At 54.9% G+C, this 23,561-nt stretch carries 19 protein-coding genes; 3 read left to right on the plus strand and 16 right to left on the minus strand.

Annotation, left to right across the window (positions count from 1 at the left end; genetic code table 11):
- Window positions 1–175 precede the first annotated feature (175 nt).
- The 16 genes from ACJJIE_RS10195 to leuC form a co-directional block, all read right to left on the minus strand.
- Window positions 176–1,357, minus strand: coding sequence for an O-succinylhomoserine sulfhydrylase (locus tag ACJJIE_RS10195; RefSeq protein ID WP_282931879.1), 1,182 nt, complete (start codon window positions 1,355–1,357; stop codon window positions 176–178).
- A gap of 184 nt (window positions 1,358–1,541) precedes the next feature.
- A complete protein-coding gene (gene purF, locus ACJJIE_RS10200) occupies window positions 1,542–3,029 on the minus strand; it encodes an amidophosphoribosyltransferase (protein WP_282931878.1) in 1,488 nt (495 codons plus the stop codon).
- A gap of 45 nt (window positions 3,030–3,074) precedes the next feature.
- Entirely contained in the window at window positions 3,075–3,569 is a 495-nt protein-coding gene (locus ACJJIE_RS10205; protein WP_282931877.1) for a CvpA family protein, read from the minus strand.
- Between the two features lie 241 nt (window positions 3,570–3,810).
- Complete coding sequence (locus ACJJIE_RS10210) at window positions 3,811–4,455, minus strand: SPOR domain-containing protein (RefSeq protein ID WP_444894518.1); 645 nt, start codon at window positions 4,453–4,455, stop codon at window positions 3,811–3,813.
- Window positions 4,436–5,710, minus strand: coding sequence for a bifunctional tetrahydrofolate synthase/dihydrofolate synthase (gene folC, locus ACJJIE_RS10215; RefSeq protein ID WP_444894519.1), 1,275 nt, complete (start codon window positions 5,708–5,710; stop codon window positions 4,436–4,438). The genes ACJJIE_RS10210 and folC overlap by 20 nt, the downstream gene beginning before the upstream one ends.
- Window positions 5,711–5,786: 76 nt before the next feature.
- Complete coding sequence (gene accD / locus ACJJIE_RS10220) at window positions 5,787–6,641, minus strand: acetyl-CoA carboxylase, carboxyltransferase subunit beta (RefSeq protein ID WP_282931874.1); 855 nt, start codon at window positions 6,639–6,641, stop codon at window positions 5,787–5,789.
- A 160-nt stretch (window positions 6,642–6,801) separates the two neighbouring features.
- Complete coding sequence (gene trpA / locus ACJJIE_RS10225; RefSeq protein ID WP_413664953.1) at window positions 6,802–7,611, minus strand: tryptophan synthase subunit alpha; 810 nt, start codon at window positions 7,609–7,611, stop codon at window positions 6,802–6,804.
- A gap of 92 nt (window positions 7,612–7,703) precedes the next feature.
- A complete protein-coding gene (gene trpB, locus ACJJIE_RS10230; RefSeq protein WP_108732438.1) occupies window positions 7,704–8,927 on the minus strand; it encodes a tryptophan synthase subunit beta in 1,224 nt (407 codons plus the stop codon).
- A 575-nt stretch (window positions 8,928–9,502) separates the two neighbouring features.
- On the minus strand, window positions 9,503–10,111 hold the full coding sequence (locus ACJJIE_RS10235; protein WP_444894520.1) for a phosphoribosylanthranilate isomerase: 609 nt from the start codon (window positions 10,109–10,111) through the stop codon (window positions 9,503–9,505).
- 125 nt (window positions 10,112–10,236) lie between these two features.
- Window positions 10,237–11,130, minus strand: coding sequence for a tRNA pseudouridine(38-40) synthase TruA (truA, locus tag ACJJIE_RS10240; RefSeq protein WP_444894521.1), 894 nt, complete (start codon window positions 11,128–11,130; stop codon window positions 10,237–10,239).
- A 131-nt stretch (window positions 11,131–11,261) separates the two neighbouring features.
- Entirely contained in the window at window positions 11,262–14,639 is a 3,378-nt protein-coding gene (locus ACJJIE_RS10245; protein ID WP_444894522.1) for a motility hub landmark protein FimV, read from the minus strand.
- Window positions 14,640–14,836: 197 nt separating this feature from the next.
- On the minus strand, window positions 14,837–15,832 hold the full coding sequence (locus tag ACJJIE_RS10250; protein ID WP_282931869.1) for an Asd/ArgC dimerization domain-containing protein: 996 nt from the start codon (window positions 15,830–15,832) through the stop codon (window positions 14,837–14,839).
- Window positions 15,833–16,021: 189 nt separating this feature from the next.
- Window positions 16,022–17,137, minus strand: coding sequence for an aspartate-semialdehyde dehydrogenase (gene asd / locus ACJJIE_RS10255; RefSeq protein WP_444894523.1), 1,116 nt, complete (start codon window positions 17,135–17,137; stop codon window positions 16,022–16,024).
- A gap of 69 nt (window positions 17,138–17,206) precedes the next feature.
- Window positions 17,207–18,265, minus strand: a complete 1,059-nt coding sequence (leuB, locus tag ACJJIE_RS10260; protein WP_444894759.1) for a 3-isopropylmalate dehydrogenase — start codon at window positions 18,263–18,265, stop codon at window positions 17,207–17,209.
- Between the two features lie 30 nt (window positions 18,266–18,295).
- On the minus strand, window positions 18,296–18,943 hold the full coding sequence (leuD, locus tag ACJJIE_RS10265; RefSeq protein ID WP_444894524.1) for a 3-isopropylmalate dehydratase small subunit: 648 nt from the start codon (window positions 18,941–18,943) through the stop codon (window positions 18,296–18,298).
- A complete protein-coding gene (gene leuC / locus ACJJIE_RS10270) occupies window positions 18,943–20,391 on the minus strand; it encodes a 3-isopropylmalate dehydratase large subunit (protein WP_444894525.1) in 1,449 nt (482 codons plus the stop codon). The genes leuD and leuC overlap by 1 nt, the downstream gene beginning before the upstream one ends.
- A gap of 197 nt (window positions 20,392–20,588) precedes the next feature.
- Here leuC and ACJJIE_RS10275 point away from each other — a divergent pair, with 197 nt between their 5' ends.
- From ACJJIE_RS10275 to ACJJIE_RS10285, 3 genes are all read left to right on the plus strand, one after another.
- Window positions 20,589–21,461, plus strand: a complete 873-nt coding sequence (locus ACJJIE_RS10275) for a LysR family transcriptional regulator (RefSeq protein ID WP_282931865.1) — start codon at window positions 20,589–20,591, stop codon at window positions 21,459–21,461.
- A gap of 162 nt (window positions 21,462–21,623) precedes the next feature.
- On the plus strand, window positions 21,624–22,361 hold the full coding sequence (locus tag ACJJIE_RS10280; protein ID WP_444894526.1) for a TIGR04219 family outer membrane beta-barrel protein: 738 nt from the start codon (window positions 21,624–21,626) through the stop codon (window positions 22,359–22,361).
- Window positions 22,362–22,491: 130 nt separating this feature from the next.
- Window positions 22,492–23,544, plus strand: coding sequence for an NAD(P)H-dependent flavin oxidoreductase (locus ACJJIE_RS10285; protein ID WP_444894527.1), 1,053 nt, complete (start codon window positions 22,492–22,494; stop codon window positions 23,542–23,544).
- Window positions 23,545–23,561 lie beyond the last annotated feature (17 nt).

Genomic DNA, 23,561 nt, shown 5'->3' on the forward strand with positions numbered 1-23,561 from the left:
CCCGAAGGGCGGGTCTTGAAGGCCGCATCTGCTGTGTTGCAGCTCTTGCAAAGGACTGTGGCCATTCGCGGCACACTACGCCTAACATCTGTAGCCTTCAAGGCCCGCAGAGGTATTGCGGAATTATTCAGAGGCTCCCTAATAATCATAGGTAGCTGGGCGCTTACGCCAGCGCTTATAACTGGGATAATCCACGCATCAGGTCGCGCTTGAGGTCCTCAACATTTTCCAGCCCTACCGAAACTCGAATCAAATTTTCAGTAATTCCGGCGCGAGCCTTATCTTCATCACTAAGGCGGCCATGGGTTGTCGTGGCAGGGTGCACAATAGTGGTTTTTGCATCCCCCAAGTTGGCGGTGCAGGAGAGGATTTTACAATTGTCGATCACTTTCCAGGCAGCTTCGCGACCACCGCGCACAGTAAAACTCAGCACTGCGCCAAAAGCGTCTTGCTGTTCCCGCGCTAGGCGGTGTTGGGGGTGTTTAGGCAAGCCGGTGTAATTTACCTTCTCCACCATCTCCTGCTCATCGAGCCACCAAGCCAAGTCGAGTGCATTGGTACAGTGCGCCTGCATACGCAGCTTTAAAGTTTCCAGGCCTTTGAGGAATACCCAGGCATTAAAGGGGCTCATGCTCGGCCCGGCAGTGCGCAGGAAAACCACCAACTCATCCATTACTTCCTTGCGACCAACGGCAACACCGCCCAGGGCCCGGCCCTGGCCGTCGAGGAATTTGGTTGCGGAGTGCACCACAATATCAGCGCCCATGGAAAGAGGTCGCTGCAGTGCCGGGGTACAAAAACAGTTGTCGACAACCAGCATGGCACCAGCGCTGTGGGCGACCTGTGCCAACGCGCGGATATCGGCTACTTCACACAGAGGGTTGGAAGGCGTCTCCATAAACAGCAGTTTGGTGGAACCATCTACGGCCTGCTTCCAGGCGTCCATATCGGTCAAATCGACATAGCTCACCCGCACGCCAAACTTTTCCATATAGCGGCCAAATAAAGCCGTAGTTGTGCCGAAAACACTGCGGGAACAGATAACGTGGTCGCCACTTTTCAGTAACGCCATACAAATACTGAGAATGGCAGCCATGCCGCTAGCAGTGGCTACTGCAGCTTCACCGCCTTCTAGAGCAGCGATGCGCTCTTCAAAAGTGCGCACTGTGGGGTTGGTATAGCGGGAGTAGACGTTGCCGGAGCTTTCGCCAGAGAAGCGCGCAGCAGCCTCTGCAGCGGAGGGGAAAACATAACTGGAGGTGAGGTAAAGTGCCTCGGAGTGCTCTCCTTCCGGTGAGCGAACCTGGCCGGCGCGCACCGCCAGGGTTTCCAGAGCGTAACCGTCGTCTTCAAACATATACCGCTTCCTGGTCAGTATTTTTGGAAGCAGTCATCTTAACCGAAACGATCTTAACTGGCGCCCTCTTCTGCCGCGAGAAAAGGACGCTTACGCTTTTTTACTATTGGCAGGCTACAAAAACGGTTCTTTTGCCGCCCGCCAATCAAGAGAGGGATATTTAGATATTCCCCCAAAGGGCGAATTACAAAGCGTTGGCGTCGGCCTTTTTACGCTTGGCCGTATCATTGCGCTGAGCGTGCAGGTCGTTCAGGTATTCCTCGTCCACATCACCGGTGATGTAATTGCCGTCGAATACAGAGCAATCAAATCGATCAATTTTTTGCTTGCCGCCGCTGGAGCTGACTACCAGATCTTCCAACTCTTGGTAGATCAACCAGTCTGCGCCAATCTCCTCACAGATTTCCTCGGTGGTGCGACCGTGAGCCACAAGCTCAGTGGCGGAGGGCATATCGATACCGTAGACATTCGGGTATTTTACCGCAGGGGCAGCACTGGCGAAGTACACTTTGGCAGCACCGGCATCGCGGGCCATCTGGATAATCTGCTTACAGGTAGTACCGCGCACAATGGAGTCATCTACCAGCAACACATTTTTGCCACGGAATTCCAGCTCGATGGCATTGAGCTTCTGGCGAACCGACTTCTTGCGCTGCTTTTGACCGGGCATGATGAAGGTCCGGCCGATATAGCGGTTCTTCACCATACCTTCACGGAATTTCACCCCCAAGCGGTGGGCTACCGTCTGACCTGCCGTGCGGGCAGAATCCGGGATCGGGATAACCACGTCGATATCGTGATCCGGGCGCATGCTGAGAATTTTGTCCGCCAGATGCTCCCCCTGACGCAAACGCGCCTTGTGTACCGATACGCCATCCATAATGGAGTCAGGACGGGCAAAGTACACATGCTCAAAAATACAGGGAGTCAAAGACGGGTTATCTGAACACTGCTCGGAGTGCACAGTGCCATCCAGCTCGATATAGAGCGCTTCGCCAGGAGCGACATCGCGCACCAGGGTGTAACCCAGTACGTCCAGAGCCACGGACTCGGAAGCCACCATATATTCGGTGCCCTTCTCGGTTTCACGCTTGCCGTAAACCAGTGGGCGAATTCCGTTGGGATCGCGGAAAGCAACAATACCGTAACCGACAATCAGGGCAACGCAAGCGTAGGCGCCGCGCACGCGCTTGTGTACAGAGCGCATCGCACTGAAGATATCTTCGGCTTTCGGCTGCAGCTTGTGCAACTTGTGCAGCTCGTGAGCGAACACATTTAGCAACACTTCCGAGTCAGAATCTGTATTGATATGGCGCAGATCCTGCTGGAAGATCTCATCGACCACCTCGTGCACATTGGTGAGGTTGCCGTTGTGAGCCATGGCTATGCCGTAGGGAGAGTTCACGTAGAACGGCTGAGCCAGCGCCGGGCCGGAGCTACCGGCAGTGGGGTAGCGGACGTGACCAATACCAAAATTGCCTTTCAGACGCTCCATGTGGCGCGCGCGGAATACGTCGCGAACCAGACCATTGGCTTTCTGCTGGTTCAGGCGATCATCGTCACAGGTAACGATACCGGCGGCATCCTGTCCCCTGTGCTGTAGCAGAGTGAGCCCATCATAGAGCTGCAGATTGACGTCACTCTTACCGACGATACCGACGATACCACACATATATTTGACCCTATTGACTCGAGAAGAGCGCTTTTGGCGCTCTATTTAAAACAACTTTACGAAGAATTCCTTAACGGAGCCCGCCAGCTCCCGCGCACTATCCTCAAACTCGAGGAAATGGGGAATCAGAACAGACTGACTCCACCAGCTGTCCTGTTCCACCGGCACCAATGCCGGGGCCAGGATCAACAGCGCCATCACGACAATGGCTCCCCGCACCAAGCCAAACGCCATTCCCAGCACTCTATCTGTACCGGATAGCCCAGTTGCCTCAACAAAGGCAGAAAGCACCATGTTGAGACCGGCGCCAGCGAGTAAGGTGCCGATAAACAGGATGCCAAAAGCTGCAATCATTTGGAGGGAGGGGGTGTCGACGAGGTTGGATAGCATTGGCGCCAGCTGGTCGCGAAACATCATGGCGACGATAAAAGCGGCAATCCAGGTAAGCAGAGACAAGGTTTCCTTGATGAAACCTCGACTAAGGCCGATAAGCGTGGAGATACCCACAATAGCCAGAATGATCCAGTCAGCCCAATTCATTCAATCCTACCTGCGTGGCGGCTGCTGCCGCGAAGAGCGCGCATTCTAACTGAAGGGACTAAGCGCGTGAAGCCGTAGGCCAACCGATTGGAATTTATTACTTGTAGTACCGCTTTCCCTGGACGTTTGGCACAGTGGCAATCGGTTAATTGCGAATAAAAATGCAAAGTGGAAATCTGCCAGCGAGTTACCACCATCCGCCTCGGGCTGAAATAGTGGCAACCTGAAGTCAAAGGCCCGATCAGGCCTTGAACTGAAGCACGAGGGTCTGGGCTTTCAGAAGGGTATCCAATTCTTTTTTCAGTTGATGGGCATCGGCCTTGTTGACCTTTGGCCCAACAAAGACCCGCACCAGGCGACCCTTGTCTGTATCCACTGCCCGAGTATAGGCACTGTAGCCCTCGTTCATCAGGCGCAAACGCAGCTTATCCGCATTGGACTCATCCCGGTAGGAAGCCACTTGAACCACCCAGGCCACAGGCAGGCCATAGGCATCTACAAGGGGCGAGGCTCCCTTCTTCGGCGCGGCCAGTTTTTCCTCCGGCTCATCACTCTTGGCGATCTCTGACCCTTCCTCTCCCTCATCTGCTACTGGAGCCTTCGGGTTGGAGAAGTTCTCCGGCAGATCCGGCTGGAAAGCCTCACCGGGCGCCGGTGCAGGCACAGCATCCGCTACCGGTTGCGGCTCGGCAATTTCAATAGGGCGTATATCCGGCTCCGCCGGAATCTGGCTGGTTTCACTGATATTGCCTGCGGCCTCCCGGTCCAACAGGCTGGGCAAGAAAATAACGGCAAGCGCAGCCAAAACCAACGCACCGACAATGCGCTGCTTAAATCCGTCGTTCAATCGCCCTCGGCGGGAGGGTTTACCCTCGCAATTCTCCATTACCTTCGTCTCGCATCTGCTGCAGAACCTCAGCCACAGTAAAGAAGGAACCAAATACAAGCAACCTATCTTGTGGACCAATGGTCGGCAGCAGCTGTTGTAAACCATCGGCGACGTTTGGACAGCGGCTATCGGCGTTCGTTGCCTCAACACCTGCTGCGGCCAGACCTTCCAGCAAGGTCTCTCCGCTCGCAGCGCGGCTATTGCCCGGTAACTCTGCGGGGTGCCAGGCATCCACCACATCCCGCAAAGGCGCGAAGAGTCCCACCAAATCCTTATCGGCCATGGCCGCTACCAGCGCATGGGTCTCACCATCTACAGGGTGATCTGCAAGCCATTTAGCCAAGTGTTCGGCCGCTGCCGGATTGTGCCCCACATCCAACAGCAAGTTACACCCCTGCCATTGAACCTGCTGACAGCGCCCAGGCAGGGCAATTTCAGCCAGTGCAGATTCGATCCCACTCTGGGGCAAGACATTGAGCAGAGCCAGCGCGGTAATCCCAGCAGCGATACTCGGGCGCGGCAAGTTGATCGGGGGGATCGCATGTTCCAACTCACCAAAACGGTAAAGTTCTTTTTTACCCTCTCCCAAATTGAGAGAGAAATCCTGACCTATAAAGTAACTGGAACTGGACAATTTTTCTGCCGCAGACAGCACAGATTGGGTGGGATTGCTATCAGCACAGACAAAAGGCGCCCCAGCACGCAGGACACCGGCTTTCTCTCGGCCGATTATTTCCCGGTCACTGCCAAGCCAGTCCTCGTGATCAATGGCAACACTGGTGATAATAGCGAGATCCGCATCTACCAGGTTAACTGCATCCAGGCGCCCACCCAGGCCAACTTCCAGAAGTGCAAACTCAACGCCTGCCCTTTGAAATAACCAGAGCGCCGCCAGGGTGGTGTATTCAAAATAGGTCAGGCTGGTCTCACCGCGAGCAACCTCGATAGCCTCAAACGCCAGCACGAGATCTTTATCGGCAACCTCTTCACCCCCGATACGCACCCTCTCGTTAAAGCGCAGAAGGTGTGGGGAACTGTAAGCGCCTACGGAGCGCCCTCCCTTACACAGCAGCGCCTCCATAGTGGCCACGCAGGAACCCTTACCATTGGTGCCCGCCACAGTAATCACTGTCGGTGCCGGTTTCTGGATGCCCAGTGCATCGGCGACAGACGCGACGCGCTCAAGACCTAATTCAATTTCGGAAGGGTGCAGCTGCTCCAGACGGGAGAGCCAATCTTGCAGTGAAGGCATAGTTGAAAACATCGATGATGGGGGCTGCAATCAGCGGAAATTAAGCTGATCACAGCATTACCCAAGGGAATGGAAATCAGTTGCCGGTCAGTTTACCCAATATGCGGGACACTGTAGAGCGCATTTCCTTGCGAGGAATAATCATATCAATTGCGCCGTGCTCCAGCAGGAACTCACTGCGCTGGAAACCTTTCGGCAATTTCTGGCGAATGGTCTGCTCGATAATATTCGGGCCGGCAAAACCAGCGCGCGCTCCGGGCTCCGCCGCATTGATATCACCCAGCAGGGCCAGGGATGCGGAAACACCACCGTAAACCGGGTCGGTCATAATGGAGATATAAGGCACACCGGCCATCTTCATTTTTTCCAGCACCGCCGAGGTTTTGGCCATCTGCATCAGGGAGATCAGGGCCTCCTGCATCCGGGCACCACCGGTAGCAGAGAAACAAACCAACGGGATACGCTGCTCCAAGGCACGCTGAGCGGCACGGGTAAAGCGCTCGCCGACCACATAGCCCATGGAGCCACCGTGGAAAGCGAACTCAAATGCTACCGCTACCAGGGGGGCACCATTCAGGCTGCCCTGCATGGCGATCAGGGCATCCTTCTCACCAGTGGACTTTTGTGCCTGTACCAAGCGGTCTTTATATTTTTTAACGTCTTTAAACTTCAGGCGATCAACCGGCTGCACATCGGTGGCCAGCTCTTCACGACCCTCCTCGTCGAGGAAGATATCCAGGCGGCGACGGGCGCCGATTCTAAAGTGGTGATCGCACTTGGGGCACACATCCAGATTGCGTTCCAGCTCCGGGCGATAAAGCATCGCATCGCATTTGACGCACTTCTTCCAAACCCCCTCGGGGACCTTGCTGCTGCCGGTGCGACGCTCTGTGCGAATTACCGCAGGGACAATTTTTTCTAACCAGCTCATCTCGTTTCCAAATCCGGAGGCTTTCTTTGGGCCGGCACATTTTACCGACCAGTGGGTTTCAGGCTAGGAATTAAAACACTAAGCTGAACAACAAACCCGGCCAGATCAGCCGCTATTTTTGGCTTTCTGGCCAGTTTTGTGCTTAGACCTATAGCTGCTTTTAGCGATCCAGGGCTTCGCGCATCTCGCTGACAATAGCTCCAACCGCCGTTTTAGCGGCTTCCAGGTCTGCCGCCGCATCTACCGCCGACACCAGCACGCTACCGACTACAGCACCGTCGCCATGGGCACTGACCTGGCGGGCTGAGGTACCATCTTTGATACCGAAGCCAACACACAGGGGCAGATCGGTAAACTGACGAATATGGTCCAGATTGTCACGCACTGAATCTAAATCCAGGTGGCCTGCTCCGGTAACCCCTTTCAGGGATACATAGTAAACAAAGCCACTGGCAACATCGGTAATTTCACGAATACGCTCTTCAGTAGTAGTAGGCGTCAGCAGGAAGATATTGCGCAGGTTGCGCTCCGCCAAAAAGGCATTCAGGGAACCGGACTCTTCAGCTGGCAGATCTACGGTCAGGGCACCATCGACACCCGCAGTGGACGCCGCTTCAGCAAACTCCAATTCACCCATACGCTGAATAGGGTTGGCATAGCCCATCAGGATTACCGGGGTGTCACTATCCGACTGACGAAATTCTTTCACCAATGCCAAACATTTGCGCAGCGAAGCCCCATTGGCCAGTGCGCGCTCATGCCCTTTCTGAATTACCGGGCCCTCTGCCATGGGGTCGGAAAACGGCACCCCCAGTTCAATAACATCGGCCCCGCTGGCCACCAACTGATGCATCAACGGCACAGTATTTTCCAAGCCGCCATCGCCAGCGACAATATAAGTTACCAGTGCCTTGCGGCCCTCATCGCGCAACTTGGCAAAGCGGCGATCAATTCTATTTTGTTCTGTCACAGTTTATTCCCTGAGCTACTCCTGGCAAAAAGCCAGCTCAATTATTTGATCTTCACCCATTTTGCCCGCCTCAGAGGCGGGCGGTGATATTGCTACACCTCGATACCGTCGATAGCGGCAACGGTGAAAATATCCTTATCGCCTCGGCCGGAGAGATTCACGAGGACATTCTGTTCAGGACTCATGGAAGCCGCCAACTTGAGCGCGTACGCGACTGCATGGCTGGATTCCAATGCCGGCAAAATGCCCTCAGTGCGAGTGAGTCGACGGAAGGCATCCAGGGCTTCATCATCATCGGCGGTGACATATTCCACCCGGCCGATATCTTTCAGCCAAGAGTGCTCAGGGCCAACACCCGGGTAGTCGAGCCCCGCAGAAACCGAGTGAGTCTCGATAATCTGGCCGTCGTCATCTTCCATCAGGTAGGTGCGGTTACCGTGCAGAACACCGGGAATACCATCATTCAGTGGTGCAGCATGCTTACCGGAAGCCAGACCTTCACCGCCGGCTTCGACACCAAACATTTTCACTTCAGCGTCATTCAGGAACGGGTGGAACAGGCCGATCGCATTGGAACCACCACCGACGCAGGCCACCAGCGCATCGGGCAACTGGCCAAAGCGCTCCAAACTCTGGCGACGGGCTTCACGGCCGATAATAGAGTTGAAGTCGCGCACCAATTGCGGATAAGGGTGAGGACCAGCCACAGTGCCGATAATGTAGAAAGTATTATCGACATTGGTTACCCAATCGCGCATGGCTTCATTCATGGCGTCCTTTAGGGTCTTGGAGCCGGATTCCACCGGCACCACTTCTGCCCCCAGCAGCTTCATACGGTATACGTTGGGGGACTGGCGCTTAACGTCTTCCGCACCCATATAAACCGTACACTGCAAACCGAGACGCGCTGCCACGGTTGCCGTAGCCACACCGTGTTGACCAGCGCCGGTTTCGGCAATAACGCGGGTTTTACCGCTGTGTTTGGCCAGCAGTGCCTGGCCCACCGTGTTATTTACCTTGTGCGCACCGGTATGGTTCAGGTCTTCCCTCTTAAGCCAGATTCGCGCACCGCCCGCCTGCTCAGTCAGTCGCTCAGCAAGATACAGCGGCGATGGCCGGCCTACGTAGTGCGCCAGATCGTGATCAAAGGCAGCGACAAAATCCGGATCATCTTTCAGGCGGCTATACATTGCCTGAAGCTCATCCAATGCGCTGATCAGCGTCTCCGATACAAAGCGACCGCCGTAGGGACCAAAATGTCCGCTCGCATCCGGGAAGGTGGAAAAATCGATAGCACCTGGCTTACTCACACTCATACTCCGTGGTCACGTGGGGTTAAAACTTTCTTTCTGTTTACCTACTGTTTGAATAGTTCTTCCTGAACTATTCAAACGTCGCCAGAAAATACTGGCGCAGATGCGTCGATCTGCTGGTATTTGCTGACTCGCGCCGGCCAAGCCGGCGAGCGGCACTTCCCTGTGCCGCTTCAATACTATTAGCCGTAGTTCTCCCTGAACTATTCAAACGTCGCCAGAAAATACTGGCGCAGATACGTCGATCTGCTGGTATTTACTGGCTCGCGCCGACCAAGCCGGCGAGCGGCACTTCCCTGTGCCGCTTCAATACTATTAGCCGTAGTTCTTCCTGAACTATTCAAACGTCGCCAGAAAATACTGGCGCAGATGCATCGATCTGCTGGTATTTGCTGGCTCGCGCCGGCCAAGCCGGCGGGCGGCACTTCCCTGTGCCGCTTCAATACTATTAGCCGTAGTTCTTCCTGAACTATTCAAACGTCGCCAGAAAATACTGACGCAGATGCGTCGATCTGGTGGTATTTACTGGCTCGCGCTGGCCAAGCCGGCGGGCGGCACTTCCGGTACCGCCTCTCAATCTATCTCTTCGCCGCACTGACAAACGCAAAAACTTTTTCTCGATCCTTGCGTCCCGGCTGACGCTCTACACCTCCGCTCACATCCACCCCCTGTGGGCGCGCAGCTTCTACTGCTGCAGTTACATTCGCGGGATTCAAGCCACCGGCAAGAACGATCGGGCGATTGCTATCTTGGGGAACCCTGCCCCAATCAAAGGTCTCTCCAGTACCACCGGGGACACCAGGCCTGTAGGCATCCAATAGAAAACCCCGGGCTTTGGGGTGCTCAGTCATTGCGGCTTTGACATCGAGGTCATCTTTCATCCGCAACGCTTTGATATAGGGACGCCGGAATTGTTCGCAGAAACGGGCACTTTCATCGCCGTGGAATTGCAACAGGTTAAGCGGCACCGATTCCAGTACAGCGTCCACCTCACTCTGTGCCGCATCGACAAATAACCCCGTCAGGGTGACAAATGGGGGAACTGCCGCTGCAACTTTAGCTGCCATATCAAGATCGATATAGCGCGGGCTCGGCTTATAAAATACCAGGCCCAACGCGTCGGCACCTGCATCTACAGCCATCAGGGCATCTTCTATACAAGTGATGCCGCATATTTTTACTTGCATCGTGTAACCTGGACTCAGCCGGCTGGCCGATCAAAAGAGGGAACGACGGATACTAGCAGATAGTCAGAAGGCGCGAAATGCACGCCCTCTCCCAGATTTGCTTTAGCCTCGAAAAATTCAGCAGTCTAACTGGAAAGCAAAGCACCCAAAGGTTGTGGCACCAGCAGTGGCCCAGGCTCACATTGGGGAAGCTGGAAATGATCCGGATAGCGCACATCAACGAGATACAGGCCAAACGGCGGCGCAGTCACGCCTCCGGCGGAGCGGTCCCGCTGATCCAGCACCTCTCTTACCCAAATTGGTGGACGCTCACCTCGCCCCACAGCCATCAAAACCCCGGTGATATTGCGCACCATATGGTGAAGGAATGCGTTAGCACTAATCTCCAAGGCAATCAGCTGACCCACTGGAGCAATATCCAGGCGGGTAATTTCACGCACCGGGCTCTTGGCCTGACACTGAGAGGCGCGGTAGCTGGTGAAGTCGTGGCGGCCGATCAAGTAGCTGGCTCCCTCACGCATCGCCTCCAGGTCCAGCGAATGCTGGGTCCAGGTTACCTCAGCGGCGCTGTGGGCCGAGCGGGTCGGTGCGCTGTGGATCAGGTAGCGATAACTGCGGGCGTGAGCGGAAAAACGTGCATGGAACTGCGCCGGCATTTCCCGCGCCCAGCGCACCCGCACTGAATCCGGCAACTTGGTATTAACTCCCTGCACCCAGGCGCGGTCCGGGCGCTGCGCTCGGGTATCAAAGTGGATGACCTGATTGGTAGCATGAACGCCCGCATCAGTACGCCCGGCACAAACCAAGGTCACATCCTCCGCTGCAATAGTGGATAAAGCCCGCTCCAGATAAGCCTGGACAGTCTCCGATGCAGACTTCTGCTTCTGGAAACCGTGCAGTTTGGCTCCGCAGTATTCAACGCCCAGGGCTATGCGGCGCAGCCCTTCGGGCAGCCCCTCACCTTCAGGGACCTCCCCATTGGGCTTGTAAATATATTCCCTCTGCGTCACCTGACTCATATCACCAAAACCACTTGCTCTCCCCGCTGCGACTGCGCCGGGTAAAAATCACTGCCGGGAACTTCCCGGTAAACATAAAAAAACCTCGCAACCAGTGCGAGGTTTTTTCAAAAACGGAATATGCTGCTAGCTTACACCATCCGCTCCAGCATTTCCTCGGCGCGGTCTTTGTGTTCACCGCCACCATCCTGGGCTACCTCTTTGAGGATATCCTTAGCGCCCTCTTCGTCACCCATATCCATATAAGCTTGAGCCAGCTCCAACTTGGTTGCCATCTCATCGCCACCTTCCAGCAAACTCAACTCTGAATTGAGGTCGCTTTCCAGGTTGAAGTCGAGGTCACCAAAGTCAGAATCTGACGGCTTTTCGACAATCGCCTCAACCTGCTCTGTCGCTTCAGGCTTAGCTTCAACCAGGGGTTCTGGCTCAAGAGTCAAATCACCCTCAGTGGATTCATCGATGAGAGCCAGCTCATCCTCCAGGGAGAACTCCTCTTCGATTGCATCCGCATTGAAGTCCAGGTCGCTAGCCCCGGCCAGCTCCATACCTGCAGCATCGAGAGTATCCAGATCAGCATCGAGGGATAAATCTGCTGCCGGCTCATTGCTGGCCGCGACTACCTCTGCCGAGGGCTGCTCAGTTGCGTTGAGATCCGCAGCAATATCATCCAGGTCGATACCGTCGAGATCCAGGTCGGAATCCAAGTCGCCGCCGATCATCTCCAGATCACCATCAGAGAAGTCATCCATGGATAACTCTTCTGCAGACTCCTGGGCAGAGGAGACTCCTTCTGTCAGGGAGATCTCCTCGCTCAAACCGCTGTCAACGGAATCCAGCTCCAGAGCATCATCCAATTCAAAGGCCGTATCCAGCTCAAGCGAAACCTCTTCTTCCGCTTGCGGCTGGGTCTTTTCCTCCATCATGGAGAGATCCAGCTCAAAATCCAGGCCCGGAACCGAACCACCGCTAGTAGTTGCCTTTTCTTCCAGTTGGGTCTCAACTGAGGCTGTAGTGTTTTCCTCTACCGCCGGTTCCAGATCGAGAGAATCCAGATCCAAGTCAGAGGTATCGAATTCTATTGGAGCTTCGACACTTTCATCTGTGTTATCAGAAGGTTCTAGCCCCAAATCGTCTTCGACCAAAGCGGACCCTTGATTGCTTGAGCCCAAATCACCCAGATCCAGTTCACCCAAATCAAGCTCGTCAAGATTTAAGTCGTTTTCAGTTTCTGGCTCAGATGCCGCGAGGGTGGTTTCCTGACTATCACCATCGAGAGCACCGTCCAGATCCAAATCATCCAGGCTGAACTCCGTATCGAAGGATTCGCCCCGCTCCGCAGCCACCTGTAACGGCTCTTCAAAACTACTATCCAAATCCAGATCCAAGGACAATTCCTGGTCAGAATCAGACTTGTCTTCATCCAATGACAGATCCATGGTCAGATCGTCGAGGAGTGACGTGTCAGGCTCCAGGCTATCGCTGCTGTCGAGATCCGGTTCCGCACTTGTGAAGTCATCGTCCAGGGCCGCGCCAATATCGTCGAGCTGCGCTGCCTCGAAGGATTCATTGGATAGACCCATAGCCGGGGCTTCAAAATCCGGTGCACCAACAATGGATTCACGCAGGCGCGCGGCGCGATCAGCAGCAGGGCCGTCGCTGATACTGAGCAGCTGGCGATAGTGGTCGTCAAACCTCTCAACATCCTGGTTGTGGGCGTAGACCTCCATCAACATCAGGCGTGCATCGACCACCTGCGGGTCTTTTTCCAGCCCCAGCAAAAGCTTGCTTTCAGCTTCCTCGTACTGCCCCAGGGACAGGTGAATCTCCGCTTCAGAAATAGGGTCATCAGTGCCTACATCGCCGAGATCGCCCAGATCGAAAGTGTCGTCGGCCTCCATACTTTCTACTGCAGCGAGAGTTTCATCGGGTTCGGCAATTTGCTCAGGAATATCCAGCGGCTCATGTTCCATAGCCATCTGCTGTTCAAGTTCTTGCTGCGCCTCTTGCTCGGCCTTGCGGCGACGCCAGGTAAACAGACCAAATATAGCGGCCAACAAGCCCCCACCGCCCAAGCCAATCAGCAATCCATTATCGGCGAGCTGCTCCATAAAGGTGGGCTTGGGTTTGGTTTGCACAGCCACTACCCGGTTGCGCTCTTCCGATGGAGCCGGCTCAGTTTCAGCAGCTTCCTCTTCTGCGTCGATTGCACCCTCTGGCTCTTCACTATCGTCGACAGCAAGGCTGTCATCTGCGAGCTCCGCTTCAGCATCACCCACCACAGTGGGATTGAGCAGCGCATCGGACTGCTCAGCAGCCTCGACCGCAGCTACCAGCTCTTCACTGGAAACCTCGACCAGCGCCTCCATGGTGTCAATCTGCTCATCGAGCTCGGAAATCCGCTCACGCAATTCTGAGTTTTCAAGCTTGGACTTATCCAGCTCTTCCTCAGCCATAGTGAGATTGCCTTCAAGCGCTGCACTGTCTTCAGAGCCAGCTCCAGAGCCCGAAGATACAGACTCATTATCCCCAGGTGTAACAAGACTCACACGCCCTTCAACCGTTTCACTGGTGAAAGACTCTTCCTCAACTGCGCGGGCATCCAGTGGTGCACCTGTGGTCACTTCCACTTCGGAGCGCTGACGCCAAGAATCATTTTGCTGGGCCACTTCAGAGATGGCCTCAGTCATAGTCAGTGTGCGCAGATCTTCTGTATTAGGCAGACGCAGAACGGCGCCTTTCTTCAACAGATTAATATTGTCATTAATAAAGGCTTCCGGATTCAGCCTTTGGATCGCCAGCATAGTCTGCTGCACAGAAAACTCGCGGCTGGCACGATTTTGCAGTGCAATTTCCCAGAGGGTATCTGAAGAACTTACCGGGCCGTAAACTTGGCTACTGTCACCACTTTCTGTGGACACATAGCGAGGTTGTGAACGCGCCGCCTCCCGACTTTCAGGAGTAACGCTTTCAGTGGGAGTCGGCTGTGCCGGAGCTTGATTACTGCTCGGCGCAGGTGTTGTCCGTCGCTGAGGCTGCTGTACCGGGGTATTGCGACGCACTTGTTGGCGTTCGCGCTCAGCCGCACGCACGGGCTGTTGTGCTGCGGTAGGAGAAAACGCCGGCAGGTCCATCAACAGCGTATATTCGCGCAATAAACGGCCACTGGGCCAACGAGTCTCAACAAGGAAATTCAAGAAGGGCTCGCGAATTGCTTCACGGCTGGAAATACGGATAACCGGCTTGCCACCTGAATAATCTACTTCAAAATCTAAAGAAGTGAGAAGGTAAGAACGCTCGACACCAGCTCGCTCAAATTCTTCAGGGCCTGCGAGGCGAACCCTAATTTCGGTATCTTCCAAACCGCGAGTTTGCAGCAATCCGATTTCCGCATCGAGAGGCTGGTTAAGGGTCGAGTTGAGCTTGATCTCACCTAGTCCAAGCGCCAGAGCCGTGTTGCTTCCCAGTGCACCGACTAGACCAACTGCAAGTGCCAACTTACGCACACGCATATCCGATTCCCTTTATTGTTAGAACCTTCCCAGGGCTTCCGAAAAGCGCGCCTTCAGAACATCCCCATTACTGAACGGTAATCGTTCGACGATTTGGCCGCCGTTTAGGCAGCCGCCAAATATGGCGAATATCTCGCCAATTTCAGCCAGGCAAAAGTTAAGATTACACCTTCACTATGGCCGCTAAGTATTAATTATCAGTAGTTTTTTAGCAACAAGTGAGCAATTTGTGCACAGTTTATTGCTACATCTTTGCGCAGGTTGTCAGACACCGCACAAAGATTTAACTGTCGCTTGTTAAGTAGGCTTTGGCGCAAGCGGCCGATGATTGTCACGTCGCTGCCCACCGCACTTTCTGCCGAGGGCTGCTCCGCCATGTTGAGGCCAGCGCCATTTGCCAGCAGCGCACGCACTTTTTCCAGGTCGACATCTTCCGTTAAAGCGACGCCCAAATTAGCTAGCTGACCGTGGAAAACAGAGACCGTATTGATGCTGGCATCGACGGCTACCGCGTCTCCAAATAAGCGGCGCAGGTCGTGAACCAAAGTCAGCTCACTGAGGGTGTGGCCACTCGCGAGTAGGGCCTCGCAGGCACTGAGCTGGTTAAACGCCAATCGGTGGCCAATCTCTGGATCAATTTCTGCGTCCTGGCCACTAAACATCCGCGCGGTTTGTGCCGCCATCGCATCAATTGCGGCCTTGCCCAGGGCAGACACCGGCTGGTTGAGCTGTACCTCTACCGCTTGCAGTTTATCTTTCAGGGGCGCCAGGGCTTCCGCCACCATGGAGGCGCCGGCACTTGGCAGCGCAACAACACGGCGCTCGGCAGAAGCGAGTTCCCCGCTGTTAAACATTGGGTGTACCAGGGCAACACTTTCATCGCCACGGGTATTGTTGGCCACGTCGACAATCCAGGCGCCATTTTGCTCTGCGGCAGCCATGGCGGCTTCAACGGCATCGCCGGCGCTCAGCAGAATCACGACCTGCTTATCGTTAAATGTAAATTTCTCCAGGGACTCTACCGGAATATTGCGATTGGCAAATACCTGGGGGTCTACTTCCCGTTCGTCAGTCTCCAGCAAACTCAGCTGCTCGGCGGAAATTACTTCACGCTCTTCGAGTACTTCCAGCAGGGGACCAAAGGCGGCGTTATCAACACCGACAATGACCAGTTCGCGGGTGGCTTCGGACATGGCAAATCACTTCATTGAATTGGAAAGGGAAAATGAGGGGCGATTATACCCGTGGGGAAAATTCGAAAAAGGCGCTATGACAAACAGTAGCCGTTTTTTACGCGAAGAAGTTCACAGCTTGGCAAAAAGTCCTCCACTAAAGTGGCCTATTTCCACACTTAGTAGAGGACTTACTCAGGTCCGTACCAGTTACAGTTTGCCGAGTAAAATCAGCAGGATTCTGCGCAGGGGTTCTGCGGCGCCCCATAGCAGCTGATCCCCTACAGTAAAGGCGTTTAAGTACTTTGGACCAACGCTCAATTTACGCAGTCGACCGACAGGAATATCCAACTTTCCGGTAACTGCTGTTGGCGTCAGGTTCTGCACCGTAGCCTCACGCTCATTGGGCACTACATTTACCCAGTCGTTGGCACCATTTAACAATTGTTCAATGTCGGCAAGTGGCAAATCTTTTTTCAATTTTATGGTGAAAGCCTGGCTGTGACAGCGCATGGCACCGATACGTACGCAAGTGCCGTCTACAGGAATCGGGGTTTCGGTCTGTAAAATCTTGTTTGCTTCAACTTGCGCCTTCCACTCTTCGCGGCTCTGGCCATTCTCCAATTGAGTATCGATCCAGGGCAACAAACTGCCTGCCAGTGGCGCGCCAAATTCTGCGGTGGGGAATTCCGCTGAGCGCATATCTGCTGCTACTTTGCGATCAATCTCCAGAATGGCACTGGCCGGGTCGGCCAGCTCTGTTGCCACACCATCGCGCAGCGCACCCATCTGCGCAATCAATTCGCGCATATTGCGCGCACCGGCACCGCTGGCCGCTTGGTAAGTCATGGCGGTAACCCACTCGACCATGCCCGCCTTAAACAGCCCACCCAGAGCCATCAACATCAGGCTCACGGTGCAGTTACCACCGATAAAGTTTTTCTGCCCGGCATCAATCGCGCGATTAATCACATCGCGATTAACCGGGTCCAGCACAATCACAGCATCGTCCTGCATTCGCAGGCTGGAAGCCGCATCAATCCAGTAACCCTGCCAACCGGCCTCGCGCAAGCGGGTAAAAACTTCCTTGGTGTAATCACCACCCTGACAGCTGACAATCGCATCCAGCTGGCTCAGTGCATCAATATCGTAAGCATCGCCCAGTGGCGGCAGCGGCCTGCCGATGTCCGGCGCCGTGCCTCCGGCATTGGAAGTTGAGAAAAAAACCGGTTCGGCGATATGGGCAAAGTCATCCTCTGCTCGCATGCGCTCCAGTAATACCGAGCCGACCATGCCGCGCCAGCCGATAAAACCTATTTTTTGCATTGCGGTGTCCTGTATGTGAGGTGGTCAAAGTGCGCCGCCGGGAAAGCGGCGCGATAGTGGAATCGAAACTTAAAGTGCGGCTACAACGGCAGCGCCCATCTCTGCGGTAGAGACTTTCTGGCAGCCGCCGGTATAAATATCGGCAGTGCGCAAACCCTGCTCCAACACCTTGCTCACTGCTGCTTCAATCGCATCTGCGGCCTCATTCATATCGAGGGAATAGCGCAACATCATGGCAGCAGACAAAATAGTCGCCAGTGGGTTGGCGATACCCTGGCCAGCAATATCCGGAGCGGAGCCATGGCACGGCTCGTAAAGACCAAAACCGCTTTCGTTCAAGGAGGCGGAGGGCAACATACCAATGGAACCGGTAAGCATGGCGGCGGCATCGGAGAGGATATCGCCAAACATATTGCCGGTTACCATCACATCAAACTGCTTTGGCGCCCGCACCAATTGCATCGCCGCGTTGTCCACGTACATATGGGACAGCTCTACATCGGGATATTCCGGAGCCAGACGATCCAACACCTCGCGCCAGAGCACTGTCACTTCCAGTACATTGGCTTTGTCTACAGAACAGAGTTTGCCATTGCGCTTTTGTGCTGCCTCAAAGGCAGAGCGGGCAATGCGTTCAATTTCTGATTCGCTGTACACGTAGGTGTTAAAGCCCTGACGCTCACCATTTTCCAGGGTCTTGATACCGCGCGGCTCGCCAAAGTAAATACCCCCGGTCAATTCGCGCACAATCAGAATATCCAAGCCGGCGACCACTTCGGGCTTAAGCGAAGAGGCATCGGCCAGTTGCGGGTAGAGAATCGCCGGGCGCAGATTCGCGTAGAGGCCCAGGCCGCTGCGAATTTTTAACAAGCCCTTTTCCGGGCGAATTTCCCGCTCCAGGGTATCCCATTGAGGACCACCTACAGCACCGAGCAGCACCGCATCGCAGTCACCCGCCGCCTTCAGCGTTGCGTCAGTCAGAGGCTCACCGTGGGCATCGATAGACGAGCCACCAATCAGGCCCTGCTCAAAACTGAGCCCCAGATTGAATTTTCCCGATGCAACTTCCAGCACCGCCATGGCCTGTTCAACAATTTCCGGACCAATGCCGTCACCCGGCAGAATCATTACTTTTTTCGTCACAGGAATTTCCTTTAATTACTGAACCGCATCAAAAAGCCAAGGGGCTTTCTCTCGGCGCGCCTGCTCATAAGCGCGAATATCGTCGGCGTGCTCCAGGGTCAGACCGATATGATCGAGACCATTTAACAAACAGTGCTTGGAGAAGGCATCCACTTCAAATGGAATCAGCTCGCCACAGGGTTTGCGCACATGCTGCTGTTCCAGGTCGATGGTGAGCGCATAACCCTCCTGCCCGTGTGTTTCCTCAAACAACTGGTGCACGACATCTTCCGCCAGGACAATTGGCAAAAGACCATTTTTAAAACAGTTATTGAAAAAGATATCAGCAAAGCTGGGCGCGATAATTGCGCGAAAGCCGTGATCTTCCAGTGCCCAGGGCGCGTGCTCACGGCTGGAACCGCAGCCAAAATTCTCCCGTGCAATCAGCACTGAACCCCCCTGGTAGCGGGGGAAATTAAGGGGAAAGTCCGGATTGAGCGGACGGCCAGAACAGTCCTGCCCGGGAACCCCCTCATCCAGATAGCGCAACTCATCAAACAGGTTAGGGCCAAAGCCAGAGCGCTTAATGGATTTCAAAAACTGCTTGGGGATGATCAGGTCGGTATCCACATTGGCCCGATCCATCGGTACCACGAGACCTTCGTGCTGGGTAAACGCTTTCATCAGACCATCTCCTCTTCCAGCTGTACCGGTGCCATCTCTCGCACATCGACAAAGTGGCCGGCAACTGCAGCAGCTGCCGCCATACTGGGACTCACCAGATGCGTGCGGCCACCGTAGCCCTGGCGCCCTTCAAAGTTGCGGTTGGAGGTGGAAGCACAGTGCTCTCCCGCCCCCAGCTTGTCCGCATTCATCGCCAGACACATGGAACAGGACGGTTCGCGCCACTCAAAACCGGCTTCAACAAAAATCTCGTGCAACCCCTCGCGCTCAGCCTGGGCTTTTACGGCCTGGGAGCCCGGAACAATCAGCACCTGCTTGACGCTATCCGCCTTGTAACGACCCTTGGCAACTTCTGCTGCTGCGCGAAGATCTTCAATTCGGGAGTTGGTACAGGAGCCGATAAATACGCGATCCAGTTTGATATCGCTGATATTCTGCCCGGCGTTCAACCCCATATATTCCAGCGCTCGCTCCATGCCCGTACGCTTAGTGGCATCGCTCTCGTCACTGGGGGTAGGCACCTGGGCGCTGATCGGCGCCACCATCTCAGGGGAAGTGCCCCAGCTGACCTGCGGCTCAATATCCTCACCGACCAATACCACGACTTCGTCGAATACCGCATCGTCATCGGATTGCAAGTGGCTCCAGGCCTCAACTGCCCGATCCCACATTTCGTCTTTCGGCGCGTAGGGCTTGCCTTTCACGTAATCGAGAGTGATCTGGTCTACCGCCACCATCCCCGCGCGAGCACCGCCTTCAATGGCCATATTGCACACGGTCATACGGCCTTCCATGGACATGTTACGCATCACTTCGCCGCCAAACTCGATCGCGTAACCGGTACCGCCAGCAGTACCGATTTTGCCAATGATCGCCAGCACCACATCTTTTGCCGTGACACCTGGGCGCAGCTGGCCGTCGACGCGAACCAGCATATTCTTCATTTTCTTCTGCGTAAGGCACTGGGTAGCCATCACGTGCTCCACCTCAGAAGTGCCAATACCGTGGGCCAAGGCGCCGAGCGCCCCGTGGGTGGAGGTATGTGAGTCGCCACAAACCACCGTCATACCCGGCAGTGTCGCACCTGTCTCAGGCCCGATCACATGCACAATACCCTGCCCCGGCTCATTGATACCGAACTGGACTACATCAAAGTCACGGCAGTTCTCATCCAGGGTCTGCACCTGGATTCGGGAGATATCATCGCGAATACCACTGACGCCAGCGGCGCGCTCGGCCGCCTCGGAAGGCACATTGTGGTCGGGAGTGGCGACTAGCGAATCCTTGCGCCAAGGTTTGCGACCGGCCAGACGCAGGCCTTCAAACGCCTGGGGGGAGGTCACCTCGTGAATCAGGTGGCGATCGATATAGATAAGTGAGGAGCCATCATCACAGTTCTTGATCAGGTGGTCCTGCCAGAGTTTGTCGTAGAGTGTTTGCCCTGCCACAGCCATTCCTCTCAGTAGTTAAGAGCCTGAGTCTACCCAGACCCACCAAATAACACCAATTTATATTTATTATCTAAAGTATTCCTAAATGGAATTCGAAAGCCAAACTGGGGTAATATCCATCTTCTGGCGTCTCTGCCATTTATACAGGGGCTCAACCGGAGCCTTTATCGACAAACCGCTTCAGGGGAAACAGCTTGGAACTACAGTGGCTGCGGGCATTTCTGGCAATCGCCGAACAGGGTTCGGTATCTGAAGGCGCCGAGCTGCTGCACCTGACCCAGCCCGCCATGAGTAAGCGCCTGGCTGCCCTGGAACAGCAACTGGGCTCCCCGCTGTTCGATCGTATTGGACGGCGATTGCAGCTCACCGATGCCGGTCGCGCCCTACTGCCCCGTGCCCGCCATATACTTAATGAAATCAGCGACACCGAGCGGGAATTGCGCGCTTTGAGCAACTCGGTCAGCGGCAGCTTGCGTATCGCCACCAGCCACCACGTGGGTCTACATCATCTACCCCCAGTGCTGAAAGAGTTCAGCTTTCGCTATCCACAAGTTGCCTTAGACATCGATTTTGTCGACTCGGAACAAGCTTACGAAGCCCTGATGGCCGCCAAATATGAATTGGCCGTGGTCACCCTGGCACTTAAGGAGTATCCGCACCTGAATGCCGAAGTGATCTGGCCCGACCCCTGTGTTGTGGTGGCGGCCCCGGATCACCCCCTGGCAAAGCTGCCGGAACTGGAACTCACCGACCTCGCCAACTATCCCGCCATACTGCCGGATATGAATACCTATACCGGGCGCCTGATCAAAAGGGAGTTTGATGCCCAGGGGTTAAAACTCACCGCGAAGCTGGCAACCAACTATCTGGAAACCATTAAGATGATGGCCTGTGTCGGTCTCGGCTGGAGTGTTCTGCCCCACACATTGGTGGACAGCAGCTTGGCAGTGCTGCCAGTCAAAAAGCTGCAAGTACTGCGAAATCTTGGCGTGATCAGTCACCGGGGCCGAACTCTGAGTAATCCCGCCAGCGCGCTACAACAGATGTTGTTCGAAGCAGCTATTTAGTGAGGCAGGAAAAAAGCGACCAATTTACTAACAGGCAATATCCAAACGCACCATTTTTACCAGTGCAAAACGTTAAAGATTTGTAAAAATGTGCAACTTAGCCACGGCACAGGAAAAATTTATCTGTAAACTCCGCGACAAATTCATCACGGAGTGAAGTCAATGAAGAAATCCGCACTTGCCTTGAGTACCCTCCTCGCCTGCGGCACCGCAAGCGCAGATACTATCCTCGGCCTTGATGCTACTGCCGGCGCATGGCTGCCAGGCTATAGCGGTAAAATCGGTACCGACGAATACAAGCTGGATAACCTGTCCCTCTCGGAAGATAACATTACCTTCCTGCAGGTTGCCCTGGAACACCCCATTCCCCTGGTGCCCAATGTGCTTTTGGCCCACAGCAATATCGATACCGACGGTGACGATATCCTGGCCACCTCCGTTACTTTTGATGATGAAACCTTCACTGCCAATTCAGAAATCCGCACAGATCTGAGCCTCACCCATACCGACGCCACCCTTTACTACGAAATTTTGGACAACTGGGTAAACCTGGATGTCGGTTTGACCGCGCGTATGTATGACGGTGAATTTACCGCAGTGAGCGATACCCAGGCAGAGACTGTCGACCTCACTGGCTACCTGCCAATGGCCTACGGCATGGCGCGCTTTGATCTTCCATTTACCGGCTGGTCTGTAATTGCCCAAGGCAATGCAACGGCCTACCGTGGCGATACCCATACCGACCTGACAGCTAAAGTGCGCTGGGATTTTGTACCAGCTGTCGACTTTGCTATCGAAGCTGGTTACCGCGTAATGACTCTCGACCTGGAAGAGCTCGACGACTTGCAGAGCGATATTGAAATCAAAGGCCCATACATCGGTTTCAACCTGCACCTGTAAGCAATCCACCTAGGATTGCTGTTCGCGCTCCCCAAAAACTTTTGCAGCACTAACGCCTGCGAGGTATAGCTACCTCGCACAATCTGCACTAAGGTGGCCCAGAAGGGGAGCGCAACTCACAGGCAGGGCCATGAATCCATTACTCGAAAAACTCGGGATTTCCCATCCCATCTTTGCAGCCCCCATGGCCGGGGTATCCACACCCGCTCTCGCCGCCGCTGTATCCAATGCAGGAGGACTCGGCTCACTTGGACTCGGCGCCTGCTCAGTAGAAAAAGCCGCAGATGAAATTCGTTGTACTCACGACCAGACCGAGCACCCCTTTAATGTAAATCTCTTTTGCCACCGGCCCCCAACAAAAGATCCCCAACGGGAGCAAGCCTGGCTTTCCTATCTCGCCCCACATTTTGCCGCCTTCGATGCACCGGCTCCCAAGCTGATCAATGAACCCTACTCAACATTTATCGGCAATAAGGCCATGCTGGAAGTTTTGCTCGAGCAAAAGCCACCGGTTGTCAGCTTCCACTTTGGCCTACCGTCAGAAGAGTTTATCGCCGCACTAAAAGGTGTAGGGATTATCTTGATGGCCACGGCAACCTCTCCTCAAGAAGCCAAACTGGCTGAGGATGCTGGTATCGATGTTTTAATTGCCCAAGGTATTGAAGCTGGTGGGCATAGGGGGGTCTTCCACCCAGAGGGCGACCAGGAAATTGGAACTCTGGCCTTGGTGCGATTGCTGTGTTGCCACAGCAGCTTACCAATCGTTGCTGCGGGTGGCATTATGGATGGCGCTGGCATTCGCGCTGCACTATCTCTCGGGGCTAGTGCCGTGCAAATGGGAACCGCATTTGTCCTCTGTCCGGAATCTGCGGCCTCCGACAGCTACCGCAGCGCCTTGCAAAGTGAGCGCGCACAGCACACAGAGATTACCGCCAATATTTCCGGGCGCCCCGCTCGCGGTATCAGCAACCAATTCTATAAAGCACTAAGTAAGGGCGCTCCCCCTCTGCCGGATTACCCGATCGCTTACTCCGCAGGCAAAGCCCTGGCTCAAGCAGCTACAAAAGCGGGCAATGACGACTATGCCGTTCAATGGGCCGGACAAGGAGCCCCTCTCGCACGAGCCCTGCCCGCAGCCGGATTGGTGACAGCTTTAGTAGCAGAGCTGGAAGCGAGTCGATGAAGGGAGCTATTGGCAAC

This window comes from Microbulbifer maximicatervae (SeqCode), from assembly GCF_052467325.1.

What these genes read in the sequence shown, in the direction of transcription:
- ACJJIE_RS10195 (WP_282931879.1), bottom strand. Translation starts at nt 1,357, where the DNA reads ATGTTTGAAGACGACGGTTACGCTCTGGAAACCCTGGCGGTGCGCGCC.
- purF (WP_282931878.1), bottom strand. Translation starts at nt 3,029, where the DNA reads ATGTGTGGTATCGTCGGTATCGTCGGTAAGAGTGACGTCAATCTGCAG.
- ACJJIE_RS10205 (WP_282931877.1), bottom strand. Translation starts at nt 3,569, where the DNA reads ATGAATTGGGCTGACTGGATCATTCTGGCTATTGTGGGTATCTCCACG.
- ACJJIE_RS10210 (WP_444894518.1), bottom strand. Translation starts at nt 4,455, where the DNA reads ATGGAGAATTGCGAGGGTAAACCCTCCCGCCGAGGGCGATTGAACGAC.
- folC (WP_444894519.1), bottom strand. Translation starts at nt 5,710, where the DNA reads ATGCCTTCACTGCAAGATTGGCTCTCCCGTCTGGAGCAGCTGCACCCT.
- accD (WP_282931874.1), bottom strand. Translation starts at nt 6,641, where the DNA reads ATGAGCTGGTTAGAAAAAATTGTCCCTGCGGTAATTCGCACAGAGCGT.
- trpB (WP_108732438.1), bottom strand. Translation starts at nt 8,927, where the DNA reads ATGAGTGTGAGTAAGCCAGGTGCTATCGATTTTTCCACCTTCCCGGAT.
- ACJJIE_RS10235 (WP_444894520.1), bottom strand. Translation starts at nt 10,111, where the DNA reads ATGCAAGTAAAAATATGCGGCATCACTTGTATAGAAGATGCCCTGATG.
- truA (WP_444894521.1), bottom strand. Translation starts at nt 11,130, where the DNA reads ATGAGTCAGGTGACGCAGAGGGAATATATTTACAAGCCCAATGGGGAG.
- ACJJIE_RS10245 (WP_444894522.1), bottom strand. Translation starts at nt 14,639, where the DNA reads ATGCGTGTGCGTAAGTTGGCACTTGCAGTTGGTCTAGTCGGTGCACTG.
- ACJJIE_RS10250 (WP_282931869.1), bottom strand. Translation starts at nt 15,832, where the DNA reads ATGTCCGAAGCCACCCGCGAACTGGTCATTGTCGGTGTTGATAACGCC.
- asd (WP_444894523.1), bottom strand. Translation starts at nt 17,137, where the DNA reads ATGCAAAAAATAGGTTTTATCGGCTGGCGCGGCATGGTCGGCTCGGTA.
- leuB (WP_444894759.1), bottom strand. Translation starts at nt 18,265, where the DNA reads ATGATTCTGCCGGGTGACGGCATTGGTCCGGAAATTGTTGAACAGGCC.
- leuD (WP_444894524.1), bottom strand. Translation starts at nt 18,943, where the DNA reads ATGAAAGCGTTTACCCAGCACGAAGGTCTCGTGGTACCGATGGATCGG.
- ACJJIE_RS10280 (WP_444894526.1), top strand. Translation starts at nt 21,624, where the DNA reads ATGAAGAAATCCGCACTTGCCTTGAGTACCCTCCTCGCCTGCGGCACC.
- ACJJIE_RS10285 (WP_444894527.1), top strand. Translation starts at nt 22,492, where the DNA reads ATGAATCCATTACTCGAAAAACTCGGGATTTCCCATCCCATCTTTGCA.